This window comes from Bacillus sp. LR--39 (assembly GCF_053613335.1).
In genome coordinates this window covers 182,968-204,063 of sequence record NZ_JBSIOT010000001.1, presented here as the reverse complement: position 1 = coordinate 204,063, position 21,096 = coordinate 182,968, and the positions used below count along the sequence as shown (strand labels likewise).

The window sequence follows — 21,096 nt, the reverse complement described above, 5'->3', positions numbered from 1 at the left end:
TGTTCGGACGGCCGCGGATTTATCCGGGTATTGAAGCTTCCAGTCTGGCACTCGGATCACGCCATACATTCGCCCATTTTTTCACAGCCGCAATGATAATCACAAGCCCGAGAATGAGCATGATAATGGATAAAACGCCATTCAGCACGTTGTATCCCGCCGCTTCGGGGTTCAAATACACATACCGCACCATCCAATAACTCGCATAGTTGACGGTCACATACAAATAAGCGAGAGGAATCAAGCATGTCAGCATATAGCGCCGCTTATCCGCTATTTTTAATACGACGGTCGCACCGATAATTAAGCCGACAGACGCCATAAGCTGATTGGATACGCCGAACAGCGCCCAAATGGAGCTGATGTCGCCCGAATACAGAAGATAGCCCCACAGCAGGCAGGCGAGCGCGCTTGAGAAAATCGAGCCCGGCAGCCAGTCTGTTTTTTTCAACGGCTTATAGACCTCTCCGAAAAACTCTTGAATCAAGTACCGGGCGACACGGGTTCCCGCATCAATCGCCGTTAAAATAAACACCGCTTCAAACATAATGACGAATTGAAAAAAGTATGAAGCCAAATGACTGAAAAACGGAATCTCCGTAAAGATATACGTCATTCCGACGGCAAGCGTAACGGCGCCGCCCGTTCTTCCTTCCAGACTGAGCCCGATTTCTTTGCTCAATTCAGGCAGATGGACGACATTCATCCCGAGGGTGCGGAATATTTCAGGCGTGCTGTTAATGGCAAAATAATCGGCGGGCTCAAGAGCGGCAGCTGCAATGAGCGCCATAATTCCGACGAGACATTCCACAAGCATCGCTCCGAAAGCAACCGGCTTTATATCACTCCATTTATCCAGCATTTTCGGCGTTGTGCCGGAACCGACAAATGCATGAAAGCCCGAAATGGCGCCGCAGGCAATCGTTATTGAAATAAACGGCCAGACAGGACCCGCGATCACCGGCCCTCCGCCGTGAATAAACTCCGTTACGGCCGGGAATTTAATGGCGGGATTGACGAAAAAGACGCCTGCGATCAAAGCGGCAAAAACCCCGATTTTCATAAAACTGCTTAAATAGTCACGCGGAGCCAGCAAAAGCCAAACCGGAAGCGCCGCGGCGAAAAACGCATAGACAGGAAGCGCCACTGCAAGCGTTTTCGCATCCAGTGTCAGCATGTCCCCGAGAGCCGTTGTCTGCAGCCACGGCCCGATGACAACACCGGCCATTAACAAAAGAAACCCGACAGTTGATGCGAGTTTGAGATTGCCCGTTTTTTTATAATAGAGGCCGACCCCCATCGCGATCGGAATCGTAATCCCCACCGCAAACGTTCCCCACGGGTTTTTCTCAAGCGCGTGCAGCACAACCATGGACAGCCCCGCCATCGTGATCGTAATGATAAACAGCATCGAGAGACCCGTGCAAAAACCCGCCACTGGGCCGAGCTCTTCTTTGGCGACTTCAGAAAGCGTTTTCCCGTTTTTCCGCATTGATGCAAACAATACGACAATATCGTGCACGGCTCCTCCGATCACCGCTCCGATTAACAGCCATAAAAGCCCGGGCAGATAGCCGAACTGAGCTGCCAGAATCGGTCCGACAAGCGGGCCGGCAGCGGCGATTGCCGCGAAGTGGTGGCCGAATGACACCCACTTATTCGTCGGCACATAATCTTTCCCATCCTCAAGCACATGGGCCGGAGTCGGTGTCTGATCATTGATTTTTAATACTTTGACCATCATAAAGGTACCGTAAAGCCGATAGGCGATCGCCAAAATACATATAGACGCTATGACGATTGTAATCGCATTCATTTAATCCCAGCCCCTTTTCTCTTTTTCTAAATATTATCACAATTATCAGATAACAGTAGATGATTTTTACATAAAAAAAGCCGGCGGCTAAGCCCGGCTTTTCGGAACATTATTTTCCTGATAAACGGATGACATTCCAGGACAGCGGCGTAAAATGAGCCGTTATCCCTTCAGCATTTGCCGAAGACGTTCCGTTGGAGTGAGGCGTAACTTCTTTTCTGTTTTTTTGATTGGTCGCTTTCATATCCTGATGCTCCAGCACGATATGCTCAATAATGCGGTAATCTTCAAACCCTCTCAGCTTTATCTCCGTTTCCATCAGTTCCTTGCTTTTGTTGACGGCAAAAATGGTCAGTGCTTCATCCTCTTCATGGTAAACGGCCGCGGCATCAACATACGGCACATCCGTAAAATCCGCTGAGTCGTATTTCGGGGAAGTGACCAGCAGCTTCATTGAAGTCCCTCTCCCGTAGACAGAGGCGTGCATGTAAGGGTAAAAGATCGGCTGTCTCCATGCTTCTCCGCCCTTTTCAGTCATAATAGGCGCAATTACGTTGACAAGCTGGGCGAGACAGGCGATCTTTAGTCTGTCCGCATGCTGCAGCATCGTAATCAGCAGTGAACCGATCAACAGTGCATCTTCAAAATTGTAGATGTCTTCGAGAATCGGCCGGGCCGTAATCCATGGCTCCACTTTTTTATCCGCTTCATTTGAGTGATACCACACATTCCATTCATCTAAAGAAAGGTGAATCGTTTTTTTGCTGCGTTTTTTCGCTTTCATATAATCACATACGGCTGTGACGGATTTAATAAAATGGTCTAAATCCATCGACTTCGCCAAATAGTTCTCAAGATCATTTTCATGGTTGCCGTAATACGTATGCAGTGAGATGTAATCCACATGCTCGTACGTATGCTCAAGCACCTCGGCCTCCCACTCGATGAAGGACGGCATGCCGCTGTTTGAGCTTCCGCAAGCCACCAATTCGATCGTCGGGTCCGTCCATTTCATTACCTTTGCCGTTTCAGCGGCGAGCCGTCCGTATTCATGCGCCGTTTTATGACCGATCTGCCAAGGGCCGTCCATCTCATTTCCTAAGCACCATGTTTTGATGCCGTAAGGTTTTTCATATCCGTGTGATTTTCGTAAGTCGCTCCAGTACGACCCTTCAGGATGGTTGCAGTATTCGACGAGGTTCCGGGCGGCATCGATCCCTCTCGTCCCGAGATTGACCGCCATATTCACTTCGGCGTTCACTTTTTTCGCCCACGTTAAAAATTCATTCGTCCCTACTTCGTTCGTTTCTGTCGTCTGCCATGCCAAATCAAGCCTCCGCGGGCGGTCCTTCACCGGCCCGACGCCGTCTTCCCAATTGTAGCCTGAGAGAAAATTCCCTCCCGGATAGCGGATGAACGGCACTTGCAATTCCTTGATTAACTCCTGCACGTCTGTTCTGAAGCCGTCCTTGTCGGCTTTCGGGTGTCCGGGCTCATAAATGCCTTCATACACCGCCCGGCCCATATGTTCTATAAATGATCCGTACATCCGTTTGTCCACTTCACCGATGATATATTCTTTATCTGCTGTAATCCCCGCTTTTTTCATTATTTCCTCCCTCTCTCTATCCCTTCACTCCGCCTACTGTGAGGCCGGAAATGAAGTATTTTTGGAAAAACAAGAATATGATGATCACCGGCAGTATCGCAAAAACGGACCCGGAAATCAGCATGTCATAGTTGTTGCCGTACGGACTCAGCAGCCCTGAAAGTCCGATTGGAAGCGTAAACATTTCTTTCGACCGAAGCACGATCAGCGGCCATAAAAAGTTATTCCAGCTGTTTAAAGATTGAAGAATGATCATTGCCCCGAATGCCGGTTTCATGAGCGGCGCCATAATTCTGAAAAAAATGCCGAATTCCGTGCAGCCGTCCATTCTCGCTGAATCAAGCAGATCCTTCGGAAGTCCGAGCGCATATTGCCGGAAAAAGAACACGGCGACAGGCGACACAATAAACGGCAGAATCACCCCCGTATAAGAATCGATCAAATGAAGACCCACCGTCAATTTGAACAACGGAAGCATCATCACTTCAAGAGGCACCATCATAATGATCAGCACAAGAACGAAAATAATATTTCTGCCCTTAAATTCGTAGACACCGAGTCCGTAGCCGATCAAAGAGGAAAAAAACAGCGTGAGAACCGTGGTGAGAACGCCGAGCAGCAGGCTGTTAAAAAACCATTTGAAATAAATGCTCCCCCCGTTGAACAAATAGGTGTAGTTATCAAGGCTCATCACATCCGGATCAAGACGCAGATTCAGCCCGATGCGCATCAGCTCAGATGACGGCTTTAAAGAACCGAGCAATAGACAGATCATCGGAAAGATATACAACAGGCTCAGCATGATAAAAAACAAGGTAAACGCGACTCTGTACACGGAAAACATGTGATTGTTACGCAACGCTTATCCCTCCCCTTTAAACGAACCGGACAGTTTCAGTGAAACAAGGCTGACTAGTAAGATGACAAGCAAAAGGACAATTCCGATTGCGGCCCCGTACCCCATTTCGTTGTATGCAAGCCCCTGCTGATATAAATAACCGACAAGCGTGAGGCCGATATTGCCCGGGGAATTATTCTGCCAAAGCACATAGCTTTCCTCAAACATTCTGAAACCGCCGATAATACTGATCGTTAACACATAAACGGACACCGGCTTTAAAAATGGAAGGGTAATATGACGGAACTTTTTCCACGTACTCGCCCCGTCAATTTCAGCCGCTTCATACAATTCTTTCGGCACGTTTTGCAATCCCGCCAGAAAGTAAAGAATGTTAATGCCCATCCACCTCCATGACGCAAGCAGCACCATTAAAAACATGCCGGTACCTTTGTTGTTGAGCCAGTTTTGGGGTGATGCGCCAAGCTTCATCATCAGCTCGTTTGCAAGCGACGTATTCATTTCTCCGAACATCAGACGGAAAATAATCCCCGCTACGATCGTCGATGTTAAAGCCGGTACAAACAGAGCCGATTTAAATACATTTCTGAACCTGACGAGCTTCGAATTCAGAATCACCGCCAAAAGAAGCGGCACCGGAATCAGCACGATCAGCGTCCAGAAGGTATATTCCAATGTGTTAAACAGTGCGGTGTAAAAGGTTGGATTAAGAAGAGCGGTATAATTGGAAAACCCGACAAATGTAATTTCTCCCGGCAGTATCCGCTGAAAGCTCATGATAAACACGCTGATGATCGGATACAAAAAGAAAACGAGAAACGAAATGATAAATGGCGCCGTAAAAAGATAAGGCGCCGCTTTTTTTGAATACAGCACATTGCGCCGGCGCGGCTTCTTCCGGACTGCAGAAACGGTTTGCGCTGTCTCTGTCTTTACAGGTCTCATAAAAGCTCCCCCGCTTTCACTGTTAAATAGGGCGGCTTCTCCTATTTCTCTAATTGCTCTGCCGCCTCGTCCAAGGCTTCCTTAGGTGTTTTTTCCTGCGTCTTCAGCGCATCGAACAGCACTTGTCTGACAACAAGATCAGCCGCTTTAGAGAAGTCTTCATGCAGATAAATCGGATTGATCTCATCTTTTATTTCAAGGAGCGAGGAAAAAATTGACGTACCGTTCCGGAAGAAATCCGTGTACTTGTTTTTCTCCTTCAATTCTTTTGAATCCCACACGTCCCAGCGGAGCGGGTCAAAGCCGAGCACCGTCCAAAGCTTTATGTTCCCTTCCTTTGAACCTTTCGCAAAACCGAGAAATTCTTTCGCGAGATTCAGATGTTCAGCCTGCTTCGGCACGACGGTGGCTGTTCCGCCTAAACCCGCTGATCTGTCACCGCCTTCTTTCCAGGCCGGCATAGGGTAAATCGCCATTTTTCCTTTTAAATCAGGCATATAATCGATAAACCGTCCCATGTACCAAATAGGCATCAGCACTGAGGCTGCCCCGCCCTGATTCATAAAACCGTAGTATTCTTCGCTGTGATGGCCGCCGCCGGGAGCCGGCAGAAGGGTTTTATCATTTACCATGTCCTTTACATAATTCAGTGTGTCTGTATTCGTCTTGCTGTTCAGAATCAATTTTCCGTTTTTGCTGTAGTAGCCTGACCCTTGCTGCGAAATCATGGATAGGAATGTGGCGGAGTCGTTTGTTTCAACCGTTCCCATCGGTTTCCCAGATGCTTCACGCACTTTTTTCCCTGCCCGCCGGTAATCTTCCCATGTCTTAATGGAGGCGGGATCAACGCCCGCTTTTTTCATGATATCCATGTTGTAAAACATGACGGTCGTCCCCACATGTGTATCAAGGCCGTACAATTTTCCGTTTTTGCTGTACAAGGCCAGACGCGCTTCCACAAACTTATCGCGGTCTTTTTCAATCAGCGGCGTCAGATCGGCAAGCGGGATATCCTTCCCCTTCAGAAAGTTCGAGAACCGGCTTAATTCCACGTCGGCTATATCGGGAAGCCCCTCACCCGCGATCAGCGAAACCGATAAATTATCATGCATTTGTCCATAAGGATAAACAACGGTATTCAGCTTGATTTTGCGCTCCGGATATTTCTGATTCCATTCTTTGACCATTTCCTGATAAAACTGTTCGTGCAGACCGTTAAACGTCCAAAACGTCAGCTCCGTTTCTCCCGGCCGGCCGGCAGTCCGTTCTTGTGAACAGCCGGCGGTAAACAAGAAGAGCATCATCAGCACCAAACATACAGCGGTCGTTTTTTTCATGTCATTACCCCTTCCACTTTAGGCCGCGCGGCTATAGATGCAAATGATGTGCAAAGAGTGCTGCATTTTCATTTATGATGGTTAAACCGGTATAACGGTCTCGCAGTGTGTGCGCATGCTTAAGCGCATCGCTGACAAGGTCCTGTTTTACACCGATCTCATCGAAACAGGCGGGACCTCCCGCAGATGCGAGCCACCCGGCAATTGTTTTGCCGTCGGGAAGCCCTTCATATGCAGAATGAATCGCCTCGCGAAAGTGCGGCGGCAGTTCAGCAAGCTTTTCGTGACAAGCCAGTTCTTTGTAAATATCACTCAGCACCGCGCACGCACAGCCGACCTTCGCACCGTGGAGAATCGGAGGCTGTTTTGCCTTCAGCATTTCCATCTCAATCCAATGCGAGATGTGATGTTCTCCTCCTGAGGCGGGGCGGGAGTGGTCAAGCGCAAGCATGACAAGACCCGAAACGATCAGCGCTTCCATCAGTATCTGAATGCCGGCCTCCGTTCCCATGGCAATGTCAGCGCGGTGATCAATGCACTGCCAAAGCGCGTCTTTCACAAGCTTCGCCCCGGCTTCTGAGTACGGCTCACCCGCAAGCCTGCGGGAAATCTCCCAATCTGCCAGCGATGTTATTTTTCCGATCATATCTCCGAAGCCCGCGGCTGTCATTGAACGGGGCGCTTCTTTTAATACATTCGTATCGGCAAATAAGGCGATCGGCGCTTTCGTTTGAATCGTCGTTTTGATTCCGTTTATTATGAGCGGCGCTCCAGCCGATGTAAAACCGTCGACTGACGGAGCGGTGGGGAATGAGATAAACGGCAATCCGCGCTGATAAGCGGCAAACCGCGTAATATCGTGAATCGTTCCTGAACCGGCCGCAATGATGACATCCGTCTCTTCCGCGAGATTGATCAGCGTATAGACCAATGTCCTCTCATCAGCCGCGGCGGCCCCGGCTTCATGCTCCGGAATGATGACTTTTGACGCTTTGATCCCGCCTGCCCTCAATTCTTCCGCAAGCAGACGTCCCGCCGCCTCGTAAGTGTTCCGGTCACAGACGATGAGCGGATGATTCCAGCATTTTTTTTGCAGAAATCTGAGAAGCTCTTCTTTTGCATTCGCCCCGATCACGATATCTTCTATTTGAATCGGTGAGCGGCTGGCCCCTTCCTTGTCAAACTCGGATTGAATGTCCTCAGGAGAACGTTTCATAAAAGGATTCCCTCCTTCGCTAATCCTGTCAGGTCTTTAATAGAATCAAGGACGATGTCAGGTTCATATAGACGGGGCTCCCCAAGTTTGGCCGACCCCGTCAGAACCAATACGCTTTTCATTCCGTACAGCCTGCCCATTGCGATATCAGATTCGAGGCTGTCTCCGATAATGGCGCATTCCTCAGGGGGAAGTCCGAGCGCTTCACATGCCGCCTCAGCCATCAGCCAAGACGGTTTGCCGATGACAAGCTCCGTTTTTGCTCCGGCGGATGCTTCAATGGCCCCGATCATTCCCGCGACGTCCATGGCATGGCCGCTTTCATTCGGAAAGGAGCGGTCCCGGTTCGTGGCGATGATGCGCGCGCCGGAGGAAGCCGCCTTAAAAGCGAGATTCAGATCTTCGTAGGTGACGGTTTCATGCAGGGAGATGACAAGCCAGTCAGCCGCCTGCGGGTTTTGCGCCAAGGCGACACCCGCTAAAGCGAGTTCATCAGTCAGCCCTTTCTCTCCTAACACCCACACCTTTGACAAAGGATAATGCTTCTTTAAAAATGATGCCGTCACACTGGAGGACAGCACGATGCTCCGTTCATCCGTGCGGATACCGGCACCCAGCAGTTTCTTTCGGCACATTGCTCTTGATAGATTGCCGCGGTTGCTTAAAAAGACAACGGCTTTGCCCAGTGACTGAAGGGTATGAACGGCTTCTTTTGCGCCGTCAATCAGCTCCCGCCCCCTGAATACGGTTCCGTCTAAATCAATCAGAAACCCGGCTGCGTCAAGTTTGGCCATAATAAGCATTCGCCCCGTGTTTTCTGTAAAAATGCTTGTCGTGCAGCACTCTGTCGATCGGACTGAGCTGTTTGTTCAGCATAAGCGAATGGTAGGCCATTTCCGCTACCGTTTCGAGCACAACGGCGTTATGCAGGGCATTCAGCGCGTCCGTTCCCCAGCAGAACGGGCCGTGGCTGTGGACGAGGACACCCGGATTTTGTTCATACGGTTCGTTTTGAAAGGTTTCGGCTATGACTTTGCCTGTATGATATTCGTAATCTTTCACAATTTCTTCTTCATACATTTCCCTCGTACAGGGTATAGCGCTTTCAAAGTAATCCGCGTGAGTCGTTCCGAGAGCGGGTATGTCTCTTCCGGACTGTGCCCAGCTCGTCGCCCAGCGGGAATGAGTATGAACGATTCCGCCGATCGCCGGAAACGCTTTATACAGATAAAGATGGGTCGGCGTGTCAGAAGACGGTTTCAGCGAGCCTTCGAGAATGTCTCCGTCCTCATTCAGGACGACCAGTTTGTCAGCGGTCAGCTCACTGTAATCGACACCGCTCGGTTTAATGACGATTCTCCCGCTCTCTCTGTCAATGCCGCTGACATTCCCCCATGTAAACGTGACAAGGTTATGTTCCTCAAGCTTCAGGTTGGCAGCGAGCACTTCTTCTTTTAACGCTTCAAGCATGGCGGCTCCCTCCTTTCGCAAAATCACGGTTTTTAATGGCTTTTAGGCGTTTCATGACATTGTTTTCTTTGCCGAAGTAGTGTACGAGCTCTTTATATTCCGCATATAAGCTGTCATAAATCTCAGCTCTTTCCCGGTTCGGGGCATAAAAGCCGTCTTTTAATTTCCCCATATGCGCACATGCTTCAGCAATATTGGAGAATCCCCCGTTTTCCCGTCCCGCGGCGAGCGCTCCGAAAATCGCGGAGCCGAGTGCAGGCGCCTGCGGAGACCCGGATAATTTAATATCCATATTTGTGACGTCTGCATAAATCTGCATGACAAACGGATTTTTTTCGGCGATTCCTCCGGCTGCGTAAAGCTCTTCGACCGGAACGCCGTTTTCCCGGAACGTTTCGATAATCATCCTCGTTCCGAACGCTGTCGCTTCAATCAATGCCCTGTAGATTTCTTCCGGCTTCGTATGCAGCGTCATGCCGAGCATCATGCCCGTCAAATCTGCGTCCACCAAGGTTGACCGGTTTCCGTTCCACCAGTCAAGCGCGAGAAGGCCGCTTTCCCCGGGAACAAGTTCAGCTGCTTTTTTGCTGAGCAGCTCGTGAATGTCTATGTGTTTATCCTCAGCTTCCTTCTCATAGTCTCTCGGAACGCACGTTTTGACGAACCATTCAAAGTGGTCGCCGACACAGGACTGCCCCGCTTCATATCCCGCATATCCGGGCAAGATGCCGTTATTGACGACCCCGCACATACCGGGGACGATATGTTCTTCGTCGCCGAGCAGCACATGGCAGGTAGACGTTCCCATGATCATCAGCATTTTCCCCGGCTCTGTAATACCGACCGCGGGCACTGACACGTGAGCGTCGACATTGGCGACGGCAACGGCCGTCCCCGGCAGAAGCCCGGTCAGCTCCGCCATTTTTTCGGTCAAACCTCCTGCTTTTTCCCCGACTGAATAAATGGAGCCGCTTAATTTATCCTTTGTAATCGTTTTCATTAACGGGTTGAGCCTTTCGAAAAAATGATCCGGCGGATACCCCGTATCCTCATTCCAGATTGCTTTGTAGCCGGCCGTGCAGTTGCTTCGCTTCAATGAACCGCACAATTGATAGACGATCCAGTCTGCCGCTTCCACAATCTGATCTGCCGCCTTGTATATATGCGGCGCTTCTTCCGCGATTTGCATGATTTTCGGGATCATCCATTCGGAAGAAATTTTACCGCCGTATCTTTTAAGGAATGTTTCATTTGTGTCTTCGGCAATCGTGTTCAAACGGTCTGCATGTTTTTGAGCCGCATGATGCTTCCACAGCTTCACATAACTATGGGGCTCCCGTTCAAATTCCGGCAGCATACAAAGCGGCTGCCCCGCGCCGTCTATCGGCAAAATCGTGCAGGCGGTAAAATCAATTCCTATGCCGATCACGTCTTTTGGATCAGCGCCCGCCTGCTCAAGCAGGTTCGGAATCGCCGTTTCCAGAACTTCGATATAATCGGCAGGATGCTGAAGCGCCCAGTCCCGAGGGAGTTTTTCACCCGTCTTCGGCAGCGTGCGGTCGATGACGGCATGAGTATATTCTTTTACCGCAGACGCGATTTCTTCGCCCGTGCGGACATTGACAAGCACCGCCCGGCCGGACAATGTGCCGAAATCAACACCAATCGTATACGCCATATCAATTCCCTCCCAACCGGTATAATACGTCATTCCATTTCAGCTCTTTTTTCAGCTCATGTATTTCGGTATTGCGGGAAATAAAGATGCTTTCAATGCCTGCCATCTCAGCCCAGTCAAGCATCTGTTCAGCCGTAAGCCGGAAGGACATACAGGTATGATGGGCGCCTCCCGCCAAAATCCATGCTTCCGCAGCTGTTTTCAGCGATGGCTCCGGCTTCCACAGCACCCGCGCCACAGGGAGATTCGGCATATCATGATCAATTTCCCTGCCTTCCGCTTCATTCAGAATGAGACGGAATCGCCCGCCGATATCAATGATGCTGGCGATGATGGCTGAACCGCCGATTCCGTTAAAGACCAACCGGGCCGGATCTTCCTTCCCTCCGATTGAGAGAGGATGAACTTCGATTTTCGGCTGATCAAGGGCGATCGTCGGACATACTTCAAGCATATGTGATCCGAGAATCATCGCACGCCCCGGTTCAAAATGGTACGTATAATCTTCCATGAAGGAGGTTTGTTCTCCGTCCGCCATTATTTTCATCATTCGCACAAGGACAGCCGTTTTCCAATCGCCTTCGCCGGCAAATCCGTACCCTTTTTCCATGAGACGCTGAACGGCAAGACCCGGAAGCTGCTTCATTCCGTGCAAAACTTCAAACGAGGTCGAAAACGCTGTATATCCGCCCCGTTCGAGAAAGGCCGTTAATCCGAGTTCAATTTTCGCCTGTTCTTTAATGGAAGCAACTTTTGCTTCATCCCGTTTTGTTTCGTCGCTGATGACATACAAGTTGTCGTATTCCTCATAAAGCGCCTCAATTTCTGCGTCGGTGACGTTGTTCATCACCTCGGTAAGATCGCCGATTCCGTACCCGTCAACCTGCCAGCCGAATTGAATGTGGGCGCCGACTTTGTCTCCGTCAGTAACCGCCACATTCCGCATATTGTCGCCGAACCGGGCTACTTTAATATTCCTGCTTTCATTCCAAGCGGCAGCCGTGTTCATCCATTGCGAAATGTCATGTTTGACTTCCTCATCATCCCAATAGCCTGCGATGACTTTTCTCGTCTGCCCCATTCTTGACTGGATATATCCGTATTCCCGGTCTCCGTGAGCGGATTGGTTGCTGTTCATAAAGTCCATATCAATCGTTTCCCACGGGATGTCGCGATGATACTGGGTATGCAGATGAAGCATCGGCTTTTGAAAAGCGGAAAGACCTTCAATCCACATTTTCGCAGGGGAAAATGTATGCATCCACGTCACGACCCCGGCACAGTTTTCTTGATACTGCGCTTCCCGCAAAACCTCTCTGATTGTTTCAGATGACGTGACAACCGGTTTATGCCTGATCTTGTATCTTGATGACACCCCGCTGAGGCCGTCACATATTCCCTTTGCGTGTTTATCGACAAGCTTCAGCGTTTCCTCTCCGTATAAGTGCTGGCTTCCCGTTACAAACCAAAATTCATATTCTTTGTTCTGAAGCACATTCATTTCCCCTTCCCATCAAAATAAAGCGCTTGCATTTTTAAAAAAAACATACGTACGAATATAAACTACAAAACTTTAATCCTTTTATTTGTACGAACAATTTTATTATAGTTAAGGAGGAATCAAACTGTCAATCTTTTATTGCAAGTAAAAAAGCCGGACACACATGCCCGGCTGCTCAATTAATAGGAAGGCCAGCCTGAACTCCAATCGATATCATTGATGAGCATCTTCGGAATTCCGCTGTTTTCGGCATCATACGCATGACGCACTAAAATATTCCCGTTCACAATGTCTTGACCGCCCGGGCCTTTCCAGCGGTCATTGCCGGAATCAAGAATCGTCCCTCCGCCTTCAGACATGCTTTTCCCGCTTTTATCGAGATATGGGCCGGTGATGCTTTTGCTTCTTCCATAAGCGATTTTGTACGTACTATTCACGCCTGAACAGCATTTATCAAACGACACCATTAAGTAATAGTAGCCGTTCTGGTAAGTGATCGCCGGCGCTTCCAAAGCTCCGCCGTTATTCGGTCTGGCAGCGATGGAATAAAGTGATCCCGTCGGTTTCATTGTATTTTTATCAAGCTTTGTCAGCTTAATGCCGCTCCAAAAAGAACCGAAGGCAAGCCAAGGGTTTCCGTCTTTATCAATTGTCAGCTCCGGATCAATTGCATTGTAGTTATTGGCGCTTGTTGAACGGATGACGAGCCCTTCGTCCTTCCAGTTTCCCGAACTGAGGCTTGCAGATGATGCAAGACCGATCGAGGAGGTATTTTTGCCGAATGAAGAAACGGCATAATACAGCCAATACTTTCCGTTAAAATATTGAACATCGGGGGCCCATTGATTCAGCCCGTAATTCGGCACATAATTGCCCCACCATGACAGCGGAGAATTAAAAATTGATTTCTGAACGGTCCATACGCCGCCGCTGCCCGCCTTTAAGACGCGAAGTCCCCTCTCCCCTTCCAAACCGGTTCCGAAAGCGTACCACGTGTTTCCTTCCTTCGCCATTGTCGGATCGTGAAGCAATTCATTTGATGCCCCCCAAAACGCGGCAGATGCCGGAGATGAAGACATCATCAGCAGCCCGGCTGTAACGGCTGCGCACGAAAAGCGGATCATGCGTCTGAATCTGTTTTTCATTTGTAAATCCTCCCCTTTTTTAAAGCGCTTTCAAAAACGTGTTGTCAAATTTTTCTATGTCTTCTCTTATTGTAGACGCAGGGCTCATATTTGTACATATAAAAAAAAGAATCTGCTTAAAAAAGCAGATTCTTCCGTATCTTTATTGATAAGTAATACGGTCAACCGTTTCCCGATCTAATTTTTTAATCACTTCTGTGATCAATTTTACCGTATTCTCATAATCATCCCGATGCAAAATAGCGGCATGAGTGTGAATGTAGCGCGTCGCGATCGTAATGGACAGCGCCGGCACTCCGTTTGCGGTTAAGTGAATGGAACCTGAATCCGTGCCCCCTCCGGCAATGGAATCGAATTGATACGGAATTCCCGCTTCTTCCGCCGTGTTCACGACAAGGTCGCGCAGCCCTTTGTGAGATACCATTGATGCGTCATACAGAATAATTTGCGGCCCTTCGCCGATTTTGCTTTGCGCCTCTTTTTCAGAAATTCCCGGTGTATCTCCGGCAATTCCGACATCCACACCGAACGCGATATCAGGCTGGATCGTATGTGCCGCTGTTTTCGCCCCGCGCAGCCCGACTTCTTCTTGAACGGTTCCGACCCCGTATACTTCATTGGGGTGATCACTGTTTTTCAGATTTTTTAATACATCGATGGCAATCGCACAGCCGATACGGTTGTCCCATGCTTTCGCCAATAAATGCTTTTCATTGTTCATCACTGTAAATTCAAAATACGGCACAATCTGGTCACCCGGAAGAACGCCCCATTCCATTGCCTCTTCACGGCTGGACGCCCCGATATCGATGAACATCTCTTTAATATCGGCGGCTTTTTTTCTGGCGTCAGGAGGCAGAATGTGAGGCGGTTTCGAACCGATGATCCCCGTGATGTCCCCTTTTTTTGTCACGACGGTGACGCGCTGGGCCAGCATGACCTGAGACCACCAGCCGCCGACGGTTTGAAAGCGGAGAAAGCCTTTATCAGTGATTTGCGTCACCATAAAACCGACTTCGTCTAAATGCCCTGAGATCATGATTTTCGGACCGTTTTCTTTGCCGGTTTTTTTGGCGATTAAGCTTCCCAGCCGGTCTGTTGTGACGTCATCGGCAAATGGTTCTATGTATGATTTCATCACTTGTCTTACTTCTCTCTCATTTCCCGGTATCCCTTTTGCATCCGTTAACGCTTTCAGCATGGTGAGCGTTTCATCTAATTTTGTCATCAATAAACCTCCTTTTTTTCACTACCCTTCTTATTATACAAAACCAATGCTGAAGCATACGATTAATTCGCCTGAAAAACGGGTAAATGTTTTTATCTATTTCTTTTAAAAAAATGAAACCTTTTGTTTTGTTTTTCGTATTACATCAGATCATGACAAAGGTGAGGAGGTGCCTTCACACATATGGCCATTACAGTATTGAGGATTGTCTTGCTTGCACTTCTTATTTATTTTATTTACATGTGCGTCAAATTTTACGCAAACCCGAAAAGAAGGCTCAGACTGGCACAATCAAAAGAGAATTTTTATTTTATTGACGAACAGAAAAACACGCGAAAAAATCTCCAGCTTACTTATAAAGGAGTGCTCTTTGAAGGAGAAAAGCATATCCCTTCCAAAGATCATCCGCTGTTTATTCATACGATATTTGTATGGACCGAAAATCCGGAAAAGCTGAACCGCTTTTCTGCAGGTGATTTTGAAGAAGTCGAAAAAAAGGTATTGGAGCGGTATCCGAATTGCAAGATTGATTGGGACCAGCCCATCAAAAAAGCGAAAAAAGCAGGCGAGCGATAAGCTCTCCTGCTTTTTATGTTTTATACATCAAATACATCAGCACAAGGGCGGCTTCAGTGAGAAAAAGCAGCGGCACCCCGTATAAAAAGGATTTGTGTTTCGTCTTATGCCTGAAGGTGCGCATGCCGATCCATACGCCGAGTGAGCCGAACATGGCGGCTGTGAGCCATATTCGTTTCTCTGATATTCTCCACCGGTGTGCCTTTGCTCTTCTTTTATCAGCGCCCATGATCCAAAAGCCGTATCCGTTTATCAATACGGCGTAAATGAAGAGAGCCATTGATTGTCACCCTTTACGTAAAAAAACCGCTCCCGGAAAGAGAGCGGCTTTTTCAACTTACTTGTCTAACTGAGCTTTAGCAGCATCAGCAAGCTGATTGAAAGCAGTAAGATCGTTTACAGCAAGATCAGCAAGCATTTTGCGGTTTACTTCGATGCCTGAAAGCTTAAGACCGTGCATTAAACGGCTGTAAGAAAGACCGTTCATACGTGCAGCAGCGTTGATACGAGTGATCCAAAGCTTACGGAAATCACGTTTTTTCTGACGGCGGTCACGGAATGCATAGTTTCCTGATTTCATGACCTGCTGGTTTGCTACTTTGTATAATCTATGTTTTGAACCGAAATAACCTTTTGCTAATTTAAGAACCTTTTTACGACGCTGACGCGACACAGTTCCGCCTTTTACTCTTGGCATTATATTTCCCTCCTAATTGTTCCTTGTCCGATTACTTGATGTTAGCAAGCTGTTGTTTGATACGTTTGAAGTCTCCTGCGCTTACAATAGCACCCTTGCGAAGCTTACGCTTTTGCTTTTGGGATTTGTTGGCGAATAAGTGACTTGTATATGCATGAGAACGTTTTAACTTCCCAGAACCTGTCTTTTTAAAACGTTTAGCAGATCCGCGGTGAGTTTTCATTTTTGGCATGGGATTTCCTCCTTATTGCTTTTCGTTTTTCGGCGCGAGCATTAAGAACATGCTGCGGCCGTCCATTTTTGGTTTTGTTTCGACTGTCGCAACTTCCGCACATGCTTCAGAGAAACGGTCCAATACGCGCTGGCCGATTTCTTTATGAGTGATTGCGCGCCCTTTAAAGCGGATAGAAGCTTTCACTTTATCGCCTTTTTCAAGGAATTTAATCGCATTGCGCAATTTCGTGTTAAAGTCATGCTCATCGATCGTCGGACTTAATCTAACTTCTTTTAAGTTAATGATTTTTTGATTTTTGCGTGCTTCTTTGTCCTTTTTCTGCTGCTCGAATCTGAACTTACCGTAGTCCATGATGCGGCAGACAGGCGGTTTTGCATTTGCTGCAACTAACACAAGGTCAAGATTTGCGCGGCCGGCGATTTCAAGTGCTTCCTGACGGGACTTGATGCCGAGCTGATCGCCATTTTGTCCGATCAGACGAACTTCACGTGCACGGATACCCTCATTAACCAATTGATCTTTGCTAATAATGAGCCACCTCCATAGTTTCTTCGAATTGATTCACAACGCTTTTTGACTGCATTCTGCAGGCAAACAAAAAGTGCGGGCATGACAACACACCCACACTACGAACATCTGCATAAATAAAAATGTACGGTCAACCTGCCAACTACATGAATGTGTCAATCAGGTGAGAAGCGGGTGCCTCTGCTTGTGATTTATATTCAATTCAATAACTATTTTACACAATACCGGATCATTAGTCAAGAATGACTTCTCCGGATCAACTTTTTCATTTTAACACGATGCCAGTGTGAGCGCAAGGAAAAATGTGAAATTTCGTTCTTTGCCGCCTGCAGATGCTGCCGGACAATAAAAAACCCGGGTCTATGACCCGGGTTTATCCTCCGATGAGCTGAACGAATACCGGAATGACCAGCACTGTCACCACTCCTACGACGACAACCGCGATACTTGCCATTGCCGCTTCTACTTCCCCCATCTCAATACCGACCGCAACACCGAGTGCGTGTCCTGATGTGCCGAGAGCCAGTCCTTTAGAGATTGGGTGCTTTACTTTAAACAGTTTTAAGAATAGAGCACCCAGAGCATAGACGATAACGGCGTTGAAAATAACGGCGAAAGCGGTGATATCGGTGATGCCGCCGATTCCTTTTGACAGCGGAAGGGCAATTGCCGTTGTCGCCGCCTGCGGAAGCATGCTTTTCATAACGGCCGCGTCAAGATGAATGCCTTTTGCGATCAAATAGACAATCGTCACTGAGCAGATAGAGCCGACAATGATAGAAGACATGATCTGCCACCAGTATTTTTTCAGTTTGTCACGCTGTTTGTATAAAGGGATGGCAAAAGCGATCGTCGCGGGCTCCAGGAAGAATTTAATAATGTCTCCTCCGCTTTTATAATCTTCATATGAAAAACCGCCGAGCTTCAGAAAAAGGATTCCAAGCACCATCGCGACAAACAGCGGGGTGAAGAGGAAAAAGCCTCTCGTTTTTTTAAATAAATACGTGCCGATGCCAAAGGCCGCAAGTGAAACGACAATACCGAAATATGGACTCATCCGATTTCCCTCCTAATGCTGCACAAGTTCTTTTTCCTGATTGGAACGGCGCACCGTTTGTTTTTCAGGAGCTGCCTTCTGACGTTTTTGGCTGGCAGACAAGATCAGCTGAGAAAAAAGGCCCGTCGCCCCTAACAGAATGATGGTGGCGAGTAAGATGACGAGTGCAATCTGCACGCCGTACTGCTGCATGACGCCAAGTGAATTCATCACGGAGATGCCCGACGGGACAAATAAAAATCCGATCAGTGACGTTAATGATGTTCCCAGCGTTTCTACTTGTTCAAGCTTAATCACTTTCAGACATAAGAGGACAAATAATAACACCAAACCTACTACGGAAGCGGGTATAGGAATGGGGACAATCGCTGCAATCCCATTAGATATGAGCATAATTACGGCAAAAATAAATGCTTGTGTCAGAAATCCGTACACTTTTTTCGCACTCATTTTCTTCACCTCTTTCTCTTTGTTAGGTCCATTATAAAAGAGAAATCGATATTTAAAGCGCTTTCATAGTAAACGGCTGAATATTCATTCTGAAATGCAAAAAACGGCTGCTGAAATGCAAAAGCCGCCTCATATAATATGAAGCAGCTTTTTTAAGTCCTTGGCGTATGTACGGCTGACGGGAATTTTAGAGCCGTCTTTTAAGATAAGATTGTACGTCGAATTAAACCACGGATGAATTTCCGTAATATGCTCCGTATTCACGATGAACGCGCGGTGCACTCTCAAGAACCCCGTATCAGGCAGTTTTTTCTCAATGACAGCCAAAGTTTCATGAACGGAATAAGACGCGGCAAACGTTTTGACGGAAACGTGCCCGTCTTCCATGCCGGCGAAAATAATGTCCTTCGTATCTAAAATGACAATAGATTCACCGGCTGATACAGCCAGTTTATGCGCTCCGGCTGCGGACGGCTGCTCTGAGACGCCTCCTGCCCTGTCCTGCTTCACTCTTTTAAACTTTCTGATCGTCTGGCGCACTCTTTCTTCATCAAAAGGCTTCGTTAAATAATCGAGCGCGTCGACTTCAAAAGCTTTTAAAGCAAATTGGTCATACGCCGTCGCAAAAACGACGGCCGGCGGATTTTTCATGTTTTTCAGCCGTTTGGCAATGTCAAATCCGTTTTCTCCTGACAAATCAACGTCCAAAAACAGCAGATCCGGTTTTTGATCCATCATGCTGTCAAAAGCGGATTCAATATTTTCTGCTTCGTTTATGTCACTTACTTCATTCGTCCGTTTCAGCAAATAAGCTAATTCATCTCTTGCCAGCATTTCATCATCAACGATTAACACCTTCAGCATGTTCTTCTCCTTTAGTCATCAGTTTCAAAGGCAGCTCAAATGATACGTCCGTACCTTTGCCGGCCTCACTTTCCAATCGCAGGGCTGCTTTGGGGCCGAACAGCCCGATCAGCCGCTGATTTAAATTGTAAAGCGCGGTTCCCGTCCCTTCTTTAGACGGGAGCGGACGGTTTCCGAGCACGGACAGCAATTCCGGATCAATTCCCCGCCCGTTATCTCCAACCCGCATTAAAACCGACTGACGGGCGGATACCACGCTGACATTGACGGCACAGCTGTCCTGCTTTCTTGAAAATGCATGGCGGAGCGCATTTTCGACGAGGATCTGCAGCACAAAAGGAGGAATTTCGATGTCCTCCAAACCGCGTTCGATTTCAAGGCTGATTTTATATTTCCCGGGAAAACGGGCCTGCTCCAATGATAAATATGCCTGCAGATGGTTTAGTTCTTTAGAAAGCGGGATGAGCAGCTGCCTTGCCCCCTGCAGATTGGAACGGAAATAGACGCTGAGCTGCAGCAGAAGCTTTCGGGTTTTTTCCACATCCGTACGGCAAAGAGCAGAAATCGTATTGATCGCATTAAACAGAAAATGCGGATTGACCTGTGCTTGAAGCGCCTTTATTTCTGCGTCTTTCAGCAATTTGCTCTGCAGTTCCGCCTCGCCGAGTTCAAGCTGGGTGGAAAACAGCATGGCGAGTCCTTCTGCAAGCTCTTCTTCAACCCGGCTTAAACCTGACGGGCTTTTAAAGTACATTTTCAGCGTCCCGATCGTTTTGCCGTTTGACGTCAGCGGCAATACAATCGCCGCATGCAGCGGACAAGGATCGTGCGTGCATTCAATTTCTTCCTTTGATGTCGCTTTCATAATATGACCCGTTTTAATGACGCGCTTTGACAATCCGGTAATCAGGCTTTCAGACGGAATATGATGGTCGGCACCCGCGCCGACGTGCGCCAAAATCTTTTCGTTATCCGTAAGCGATACCGCGTCCGTTCCTGTTTGCCTGTGGATGATGGCGGCGACGCTTTTGCATGAGCTTTCATTCAGCCCCTGGCGGAAAAACGGAAGCGTCTGATCGGCAATCATCAGCACCCTATGGGTTTCAAGGGCTCTCGCCCGTTCTTCCTTCCTGATAATCGACTGAATGATCGAAAGAAAAATAAAAGTCCCTGACCCGTTTACCAATATCATCGGGATGCCGATGATGCTCACAAGCGTCCAAGCATCAGAAAACGGCTTGGCCATCAAGAGGATGAGCAGCATTTGCAGTGATTCCATCCCGAGTCCGACAAGCGCGGCCACCCGCGGTGTCGGCATCGCATAGCGTTTTCTGAAATACCGTCCGATCCAGCCGGACAAAATGCCCGCTAAAACGGATGAGACGGCACAGCTGACTGCGGTCGCGCCGCCGAGTGATAAACGATGCAGGCCGGCCAGTATGCCGACGCCGATCCCCACATACGGGCCGCCTAAGAGTCCGCCGATTTCAACGCCCATAATTCTTGTATTGGCAATTGAACCGGACGGATTAATTTGAAACACCCAGTCATTATTCATGATTGTATTCCGCTGAATTTCTATTCCCGTATAGTTGCTGATGATACTGAACAGCGAGAAAATTGAAATCAGCACCGCTTTGCCTTTATAGCTCTCAGGCTGCTGGAGCGCCTGTCTGAACAATCTGGTATGAGCCAGAACAAATCCCAATATGACGATAATTCCGACTCTTTCCAGCATCATGATGATCAAATGCAGCATACTTTTCACCTGTTCTTTCAAATTTTATTTTATCACGTTTTAGAGCCTGAGACAGAATCTGACACAAACCTGCCTGTTTTTTTCAAATCATCTGAAAACAAATCTTTCACAGTCTATATATCTATT

At 48.1% G+C, this 21,096-nt stretch carries 21 protein-coding genes and 1 other annotated feature; of the genes, 1 reads left to right on the top strand and 20 read right to left on the bottom strand.

Features of this window, described 5'->3' with window-relative positions; genetic code table 11:
* Window positions 1–19: 19 nt before the first annotated feature.
* From cstA to ACWHAR_RS01100, 12 genes are all read right to left on the bottom strand, one after another.
* Window positions 20–1,816 (bottom strand): carbon starvation protein CstA, encoded by a 1,797-nt coding sequence (gene cstA / locus ACWHAR_RS01155; protein ID WP_032873745.1) that lies wholly within the window; start codon window positions 1,814–1,816, stop codon window positions 20–22.
* A 109-nt stretch (window positions 1,817–1,925) separates the two neighbouring features.
* Window positions 1,926–3,425: an arabinosylfuranosidase ArfA gene (arfA, locus tag ACWHAR_RS01150; RefSeq protein ID WP_012118142.1), complete on the bottom strand. Its 1,500-nt coding sequence runs from the start codon at window positions 3,423–3,425 to the stop codon at window positions 1,926–1,928.
* Between the two features lie 16 nt (window positions 3,426–3,441).
* Window positions 3,442–4,269 (bottom strand): carbohydrate ABC transporter permease, encoded by an 828-nt coding sequence (locus tag ACWHAR_RS01145; protein WP_007612991.1) that lies wholly within the window; start codon window positions 4,267–4,269, stop codon window positions 3,442–3,444.
* An 18-nt stretch (window positions 4,270–4,287) separates the two neighbouring features.
* Window positions 4,288–5,229 (bottom strand): carbohydrate ABC transporter permease, encoded by a 942-nt coding sequence (locus tag ACWHAR_RS01140; protein WP_007408105.1) that lies wholly within the window; start codon window positions 5,227–5,229, stop codon window positions 4,288–4,290.
* A gap of 41 nt (window positions 5,230–5,270) precedes the next feature.
* Entirely contained in the window at window positions 5,271–6,566 is a 1,296-nt protein-coding gene (locus ACWHAR_RS01135) for an ABC transporter substrate-binding protein (protein ID WP_032873743.1), read from the bottom strand.
* Between the two features lie 31 nt (window positions 6,567–6,597).
* Window positions 6,598–7,782 carry a sn-glycerol-1-phosphate dehydrogenase gene (locus ACWHAR_RS01130; RefSeq protein ID WP_032873740.1) on the bottom strand — a complete coding sequence of 395 codons (1,185 nt, stop codon included), beginning with the start codon at window positions 7,780–7,782 and terminating at the stop codon, window positions 6,598–6,600.
* Window positions 7,779–8,585, bottom strand: a complete 807-nt coding sequence (locus ACWHAR_RS01125; RefSeq protein WP_370465913.1) for an HAD-IIA family hydrolase — start codon at window positions 8,583–8,585, stop codon at window positions 7,779–7,781. The genes ACWHAR_RS01130 and ACWHAR_RS01125 overlap by 4 nt, the downstream gene beginning before the upstream one ends.
* A complete protein-coding gene (gene araD, locus ACWHAR_RS01120; protein ID WP_003152509.1) occupies window positions 8,563–9,252 on the bottom strand; it encodes an L-ribulose-5-phosphate 4-epimerase in 690 nt (229 codons plus the stop codon). The genes ACWHAR_RS01125 and araD overlap by 23 nt, the downstream gene beginning before the upstream one ends.
* On the bottom strand, window positions 9,245–10,930 hold the full coding sequence (araB, locus tag ACWHAR_RS01115; RefSeq protein ID WP_032873736.1) for a ribulokinase: 1,686 nt from the start codon (window positions 10,928–10,930) through the stop codon (window positions 9,245–9,247). The genes araD and araB overlap by 8 nt, the downstream gene beginning before the upstream one ends.
* 1 nt (window position 10,931) lies before the next feature.
* Window positions 10,932–12,425, bottom strand: coding sequence for an L-arabinose isomerase (gene araA / locus ACWHAR_RS01110; RefSeq protein WP_032873733.1), 1,494 nt, complete (start codon window positions 12,423–12,425; stop codon window positions 10,932–10,934).
* 185 nt (window positions 12,426–12,610) lie between these two features.
* On the bottom strand, window positions 12,611–13,576 hold the full coding sequence (locus tag ACWHAR_RS01105) for a glycoside hydrolase family 43 protein (RefSeq protein ID WP_032873730.1): 966 nt from the start codon (window positions 13,574–13,576) through the stop codon (window positions 12,611–12,613).
* A gap of 142 nt (window positions 13,577–13,718) precedes the next feature.
* Window positions 13,719–14,804, bottom strand: a complete 1,086-nt coding sequence (locus ACWHAR_RS01100; RefSeq protein WP_007408096.1) for a M42 family metallopeptidase — start codon at window positions 14,802–14,804, stop codon at window positions 13,719–13,721.
* Between the two features lie 183 nt (window positions 14,805–14,987).
* On the opposite strand from ACWHAR_RS01100, the gene ACWHAR_RS01095 reads away from it, so the two are divergent.
* The gene (locus ACWHAR_RS01095) at window positions 14,988–15,380 is read left to right on the top strand and encodes a hypothetical protein (RefSeq protein WP_003152498.1); all 393 of its coding nucleotides are present in this window, start codon (window positions 14,988–14,990) and stop codon (window positions 15,378–15,380) included.
* Between the two features lie 13 nt (window positions 15,381–15,393).
* Here ACWHAR_RS01095 and ACWHAR_RS01090 read toward each other — a convergent pair whose 3' ends face one another.
* The 8 genes from ACWHAR_RS01090 to ACWHAR_RS01055 form a co-directional block, all read right to left on the bottom strand.
* Window positions 15,394–15,660, bottom strand: coding sequence for a DUF1294 domain-containing protein (locus ACWHAR_RS01090; RefSeq protein ID WP_007613018.1), 267 nt, complete (start codon window positions 15,658–15,660; stop codon window positions 15,394–15,396).
* Window positions 15,661–15,717: 57 nt separating this feature from the next.
* The gene (gene rplT / locus ACWHAR_RS01085) at window positions 15,718–16,077 is read right to left on the bottom strand and encodes a 50S ribosomal protein L20 (protein WP_007613019.1); all 360 of its coding nucleotides are present in this window, start codon (window positions 16,075–16,077) and stop codon (window positions 15,718–15,720) included.
* Window positions 16,078–16,108: 31 nt separating this feature from the next.
* A complete protein-coding gene (rpmI, locus tag ACWHAR_RS01080; RefSeq protein ID WP_003152493.1) occupies window positions 16,109–16,309 on the bottom strand; it encodes a 50S ribosomal protein L35 in 201 nt (66 codons plus the stop codon).
* Between the two features lie 12 nt (window positions 16,310–16,321).
* Window positions 16,322–16,843, bottom strand: a complete 522-nt coding sequence (gene infC, locus ACWHAR_RS01075) for a translation initiation factor IF-3 (RefSeq protein ID WP_071543361.1) — start codon at window positions 16,841–16,843, stop codon at window positions 16,322–16,324.
* A 58-nt stretch (window positions 16,844–16,901) separates the two neighbouring features.
* Window positions 16,902–17,032 (bottom strand) — a sequence feature (ribosomal protein L20 leader region).
* A 181-nt stretch (window positions 17,033–17,213) separates the two neighbouring features.
* A complete protein-coding gene (gene lrgB, locus ACWHAR_RS01070; RefSeq protein ID WP_007408093.1) occupies window positions 17,214–17,897 on the bottom strand; it encodes an antiholin-like protein LrgB in 684 nt (227 codons plus the stop codon).
* A 12-nt stretch (window positions 17,898–17,909) separates the two neighbouring features.
* Window positions 17,910–18,347, bottom strand: coding sequence for an antiholin-like murein hydrolase modulator LrgA (lrgA, locus tag ACWHAR_RS01065; RefSeq protein WP_032873728.1), 438 nt, complete (start codon window positions 18,345–18,347; stop codon window positions 17,910–17,912).
* A 129-nt stretch (window positions 18,348–18,476) separates the two neighbouring features.
* Window positions 18,477–19,211, bottom strand: a complete 735-nt coding sequence (locus ACWHAR_RS01060; RefSeq protein ID WP_032873726.1) for a LytR/AlgR family response regulator transcription factor — start codon at window positions 19,209–19,211, stop codon at window positions 18,477–18,479.
* Entirely contained in the window at window positions 19,189–20,970 is a 1,782-nt protein-coding gene (locus ACWHAR_RS01055; RefSeq protein WP_032873724.1) for a sensor histidine kinase, read from the bottom strand. The genes ACWHAR_RS01060 and ACWHAR_RS01055 overlap by 23 nt, the downstream gene beginning before the upstream one ends.
* Window positions 20,971–21,096: the final 126 nt, after the last annotated feature.

Bases quoted from the DNA above. Each gene is read 5' to 3' on its own strand.
- araD (WP_003152509.1), bottom strand. From the start codon at position 9,252: ATGCTTGAAGCGTTAAAAGAAGAAGTGCTCGCTGCCAACCTGAAGCTT.
- arfA (WP_012118142.1), bottom strand. From the start codon at position 3,425: ATGAAAAAAGCGGGGATTACAGCAGATAAAGAATATATCATCGGTGAA.
- ACWHAR_RS01090 (WP_007613018.1), bottom strand. From the start codon at position 15,660: ATGGCTCTCTTCATTTACGCCGTATTGATAAACGGATACGGCTTTTGG.
- ACWHAR_RS01125 (WP_370465913.1), bottom strand. From the start codon at position 8,585: ATGCTTATTATGGCCAAACTTGACGCAGCCGGGTTTCTGATTGATTTA.
- ACWHAR_RS01145 (WP_007612991.1), bottom strand. From the start codon at position 4,269: ATGTTTTCCGTGTACAGAGTCGCGTTTACCTTGTTTTTTATCATGCTG.
- ACWHAR_RS01100 (WP_007408096.1), bottom strand. From the start codon at position 14,804: ATGACAAAATTAGATGAAACGCTCACCATGCTGAAAGCGTTAACGGAT.
- rpmI (WP_003152493.1), bottom strand. From the start codon at position 16,309: ATGCCAAAAATGAAAACTCACCGCGGATCTGCTAAACGTTTTAAAAAG.
- ACWHAR_RS01135 (WP_032873743.1), bottom strand. From the start codon at position 6,566: ATGAAAAAAACGACCGCTGTATGTTTGGTGCTGATGATGCTCTTCTTG.
- ACWHAR_RS01105 (WP_032873730.1), bottom strand. From the start codon at position 13,576: ATGAAAAACAGATTCAGACGCATGATCCGCTTTTCGTGCGCAGCCGTT.
- ACWHAR_RS01130 (WP_032873740.1), bottom strand. From the start codon at position 7,782: ATGAAACGTTCTCCTGAGGACATTCAATCCGAGTTTGACAAGGAAGGG.
- lrgA (WP_032873728.1), bottom strand. From the start codon at position 18,347: ATGAGTGCGAAAAAAGTGTACGGATTTCTGACACAAGCATTTATTTTT.
- ACWHAR_RS01055 (WP_032873724.1), bottom strand. From the start codon at position 20,970: ATGCTGCATTTGATCATCATGATGCTGGAAAGAGTCGGAATTATCGTC.
- ACWHAR_RS01095 (WP_003152498.1), top strand. From the start codon at position 14,988: ATGGCCATTACAGTATTGAGGATTGTCTTGCTTGCACTTCTTATTTAT.
- araB (WP_032873736.1), bottom strand. From the start codon at position 10,930: ATGGCGTATACGATTGGTGTTGATTTCGGCACATTGTCCGGCCGGGCG.
- ACWHAR_RS01060 (WP_032873726.1), bottom strand. From the start codon at position 19,211: ATGCTGAAGGTGTTAATCGTTGATGATGAAATGCTGGCAAGAGATGAA.
- cstA (WP_032873745.1), bottom strand. From the start codon at position 1,816: ATGAATGCGATTACAATCGTCATAGCGTCTATATGTATTTTGGCGATC.
- lrgB (WP_007408093.1), bottom strand. From the start codon at position 17,897: ATGAGTCCATATTTCGGTATTGTCGTTTCACTTGCGGCCTTTGGCATC.
- rplT (WP_007613019.1), bottom strand. From the start codon at position 16,077: ATGCCAAGAGTAAAAGGCGGAACTGTGTCGCGTCAGCGTCGTAAAAAG.
- ACWHAR_RS01140 (WP_007408105.1), bottom strand. From the start codon at position 5,229: ATGAGACCTGTAAAGACAGAGACAGCGCAAACCGTTTCTGCAGTCCGG.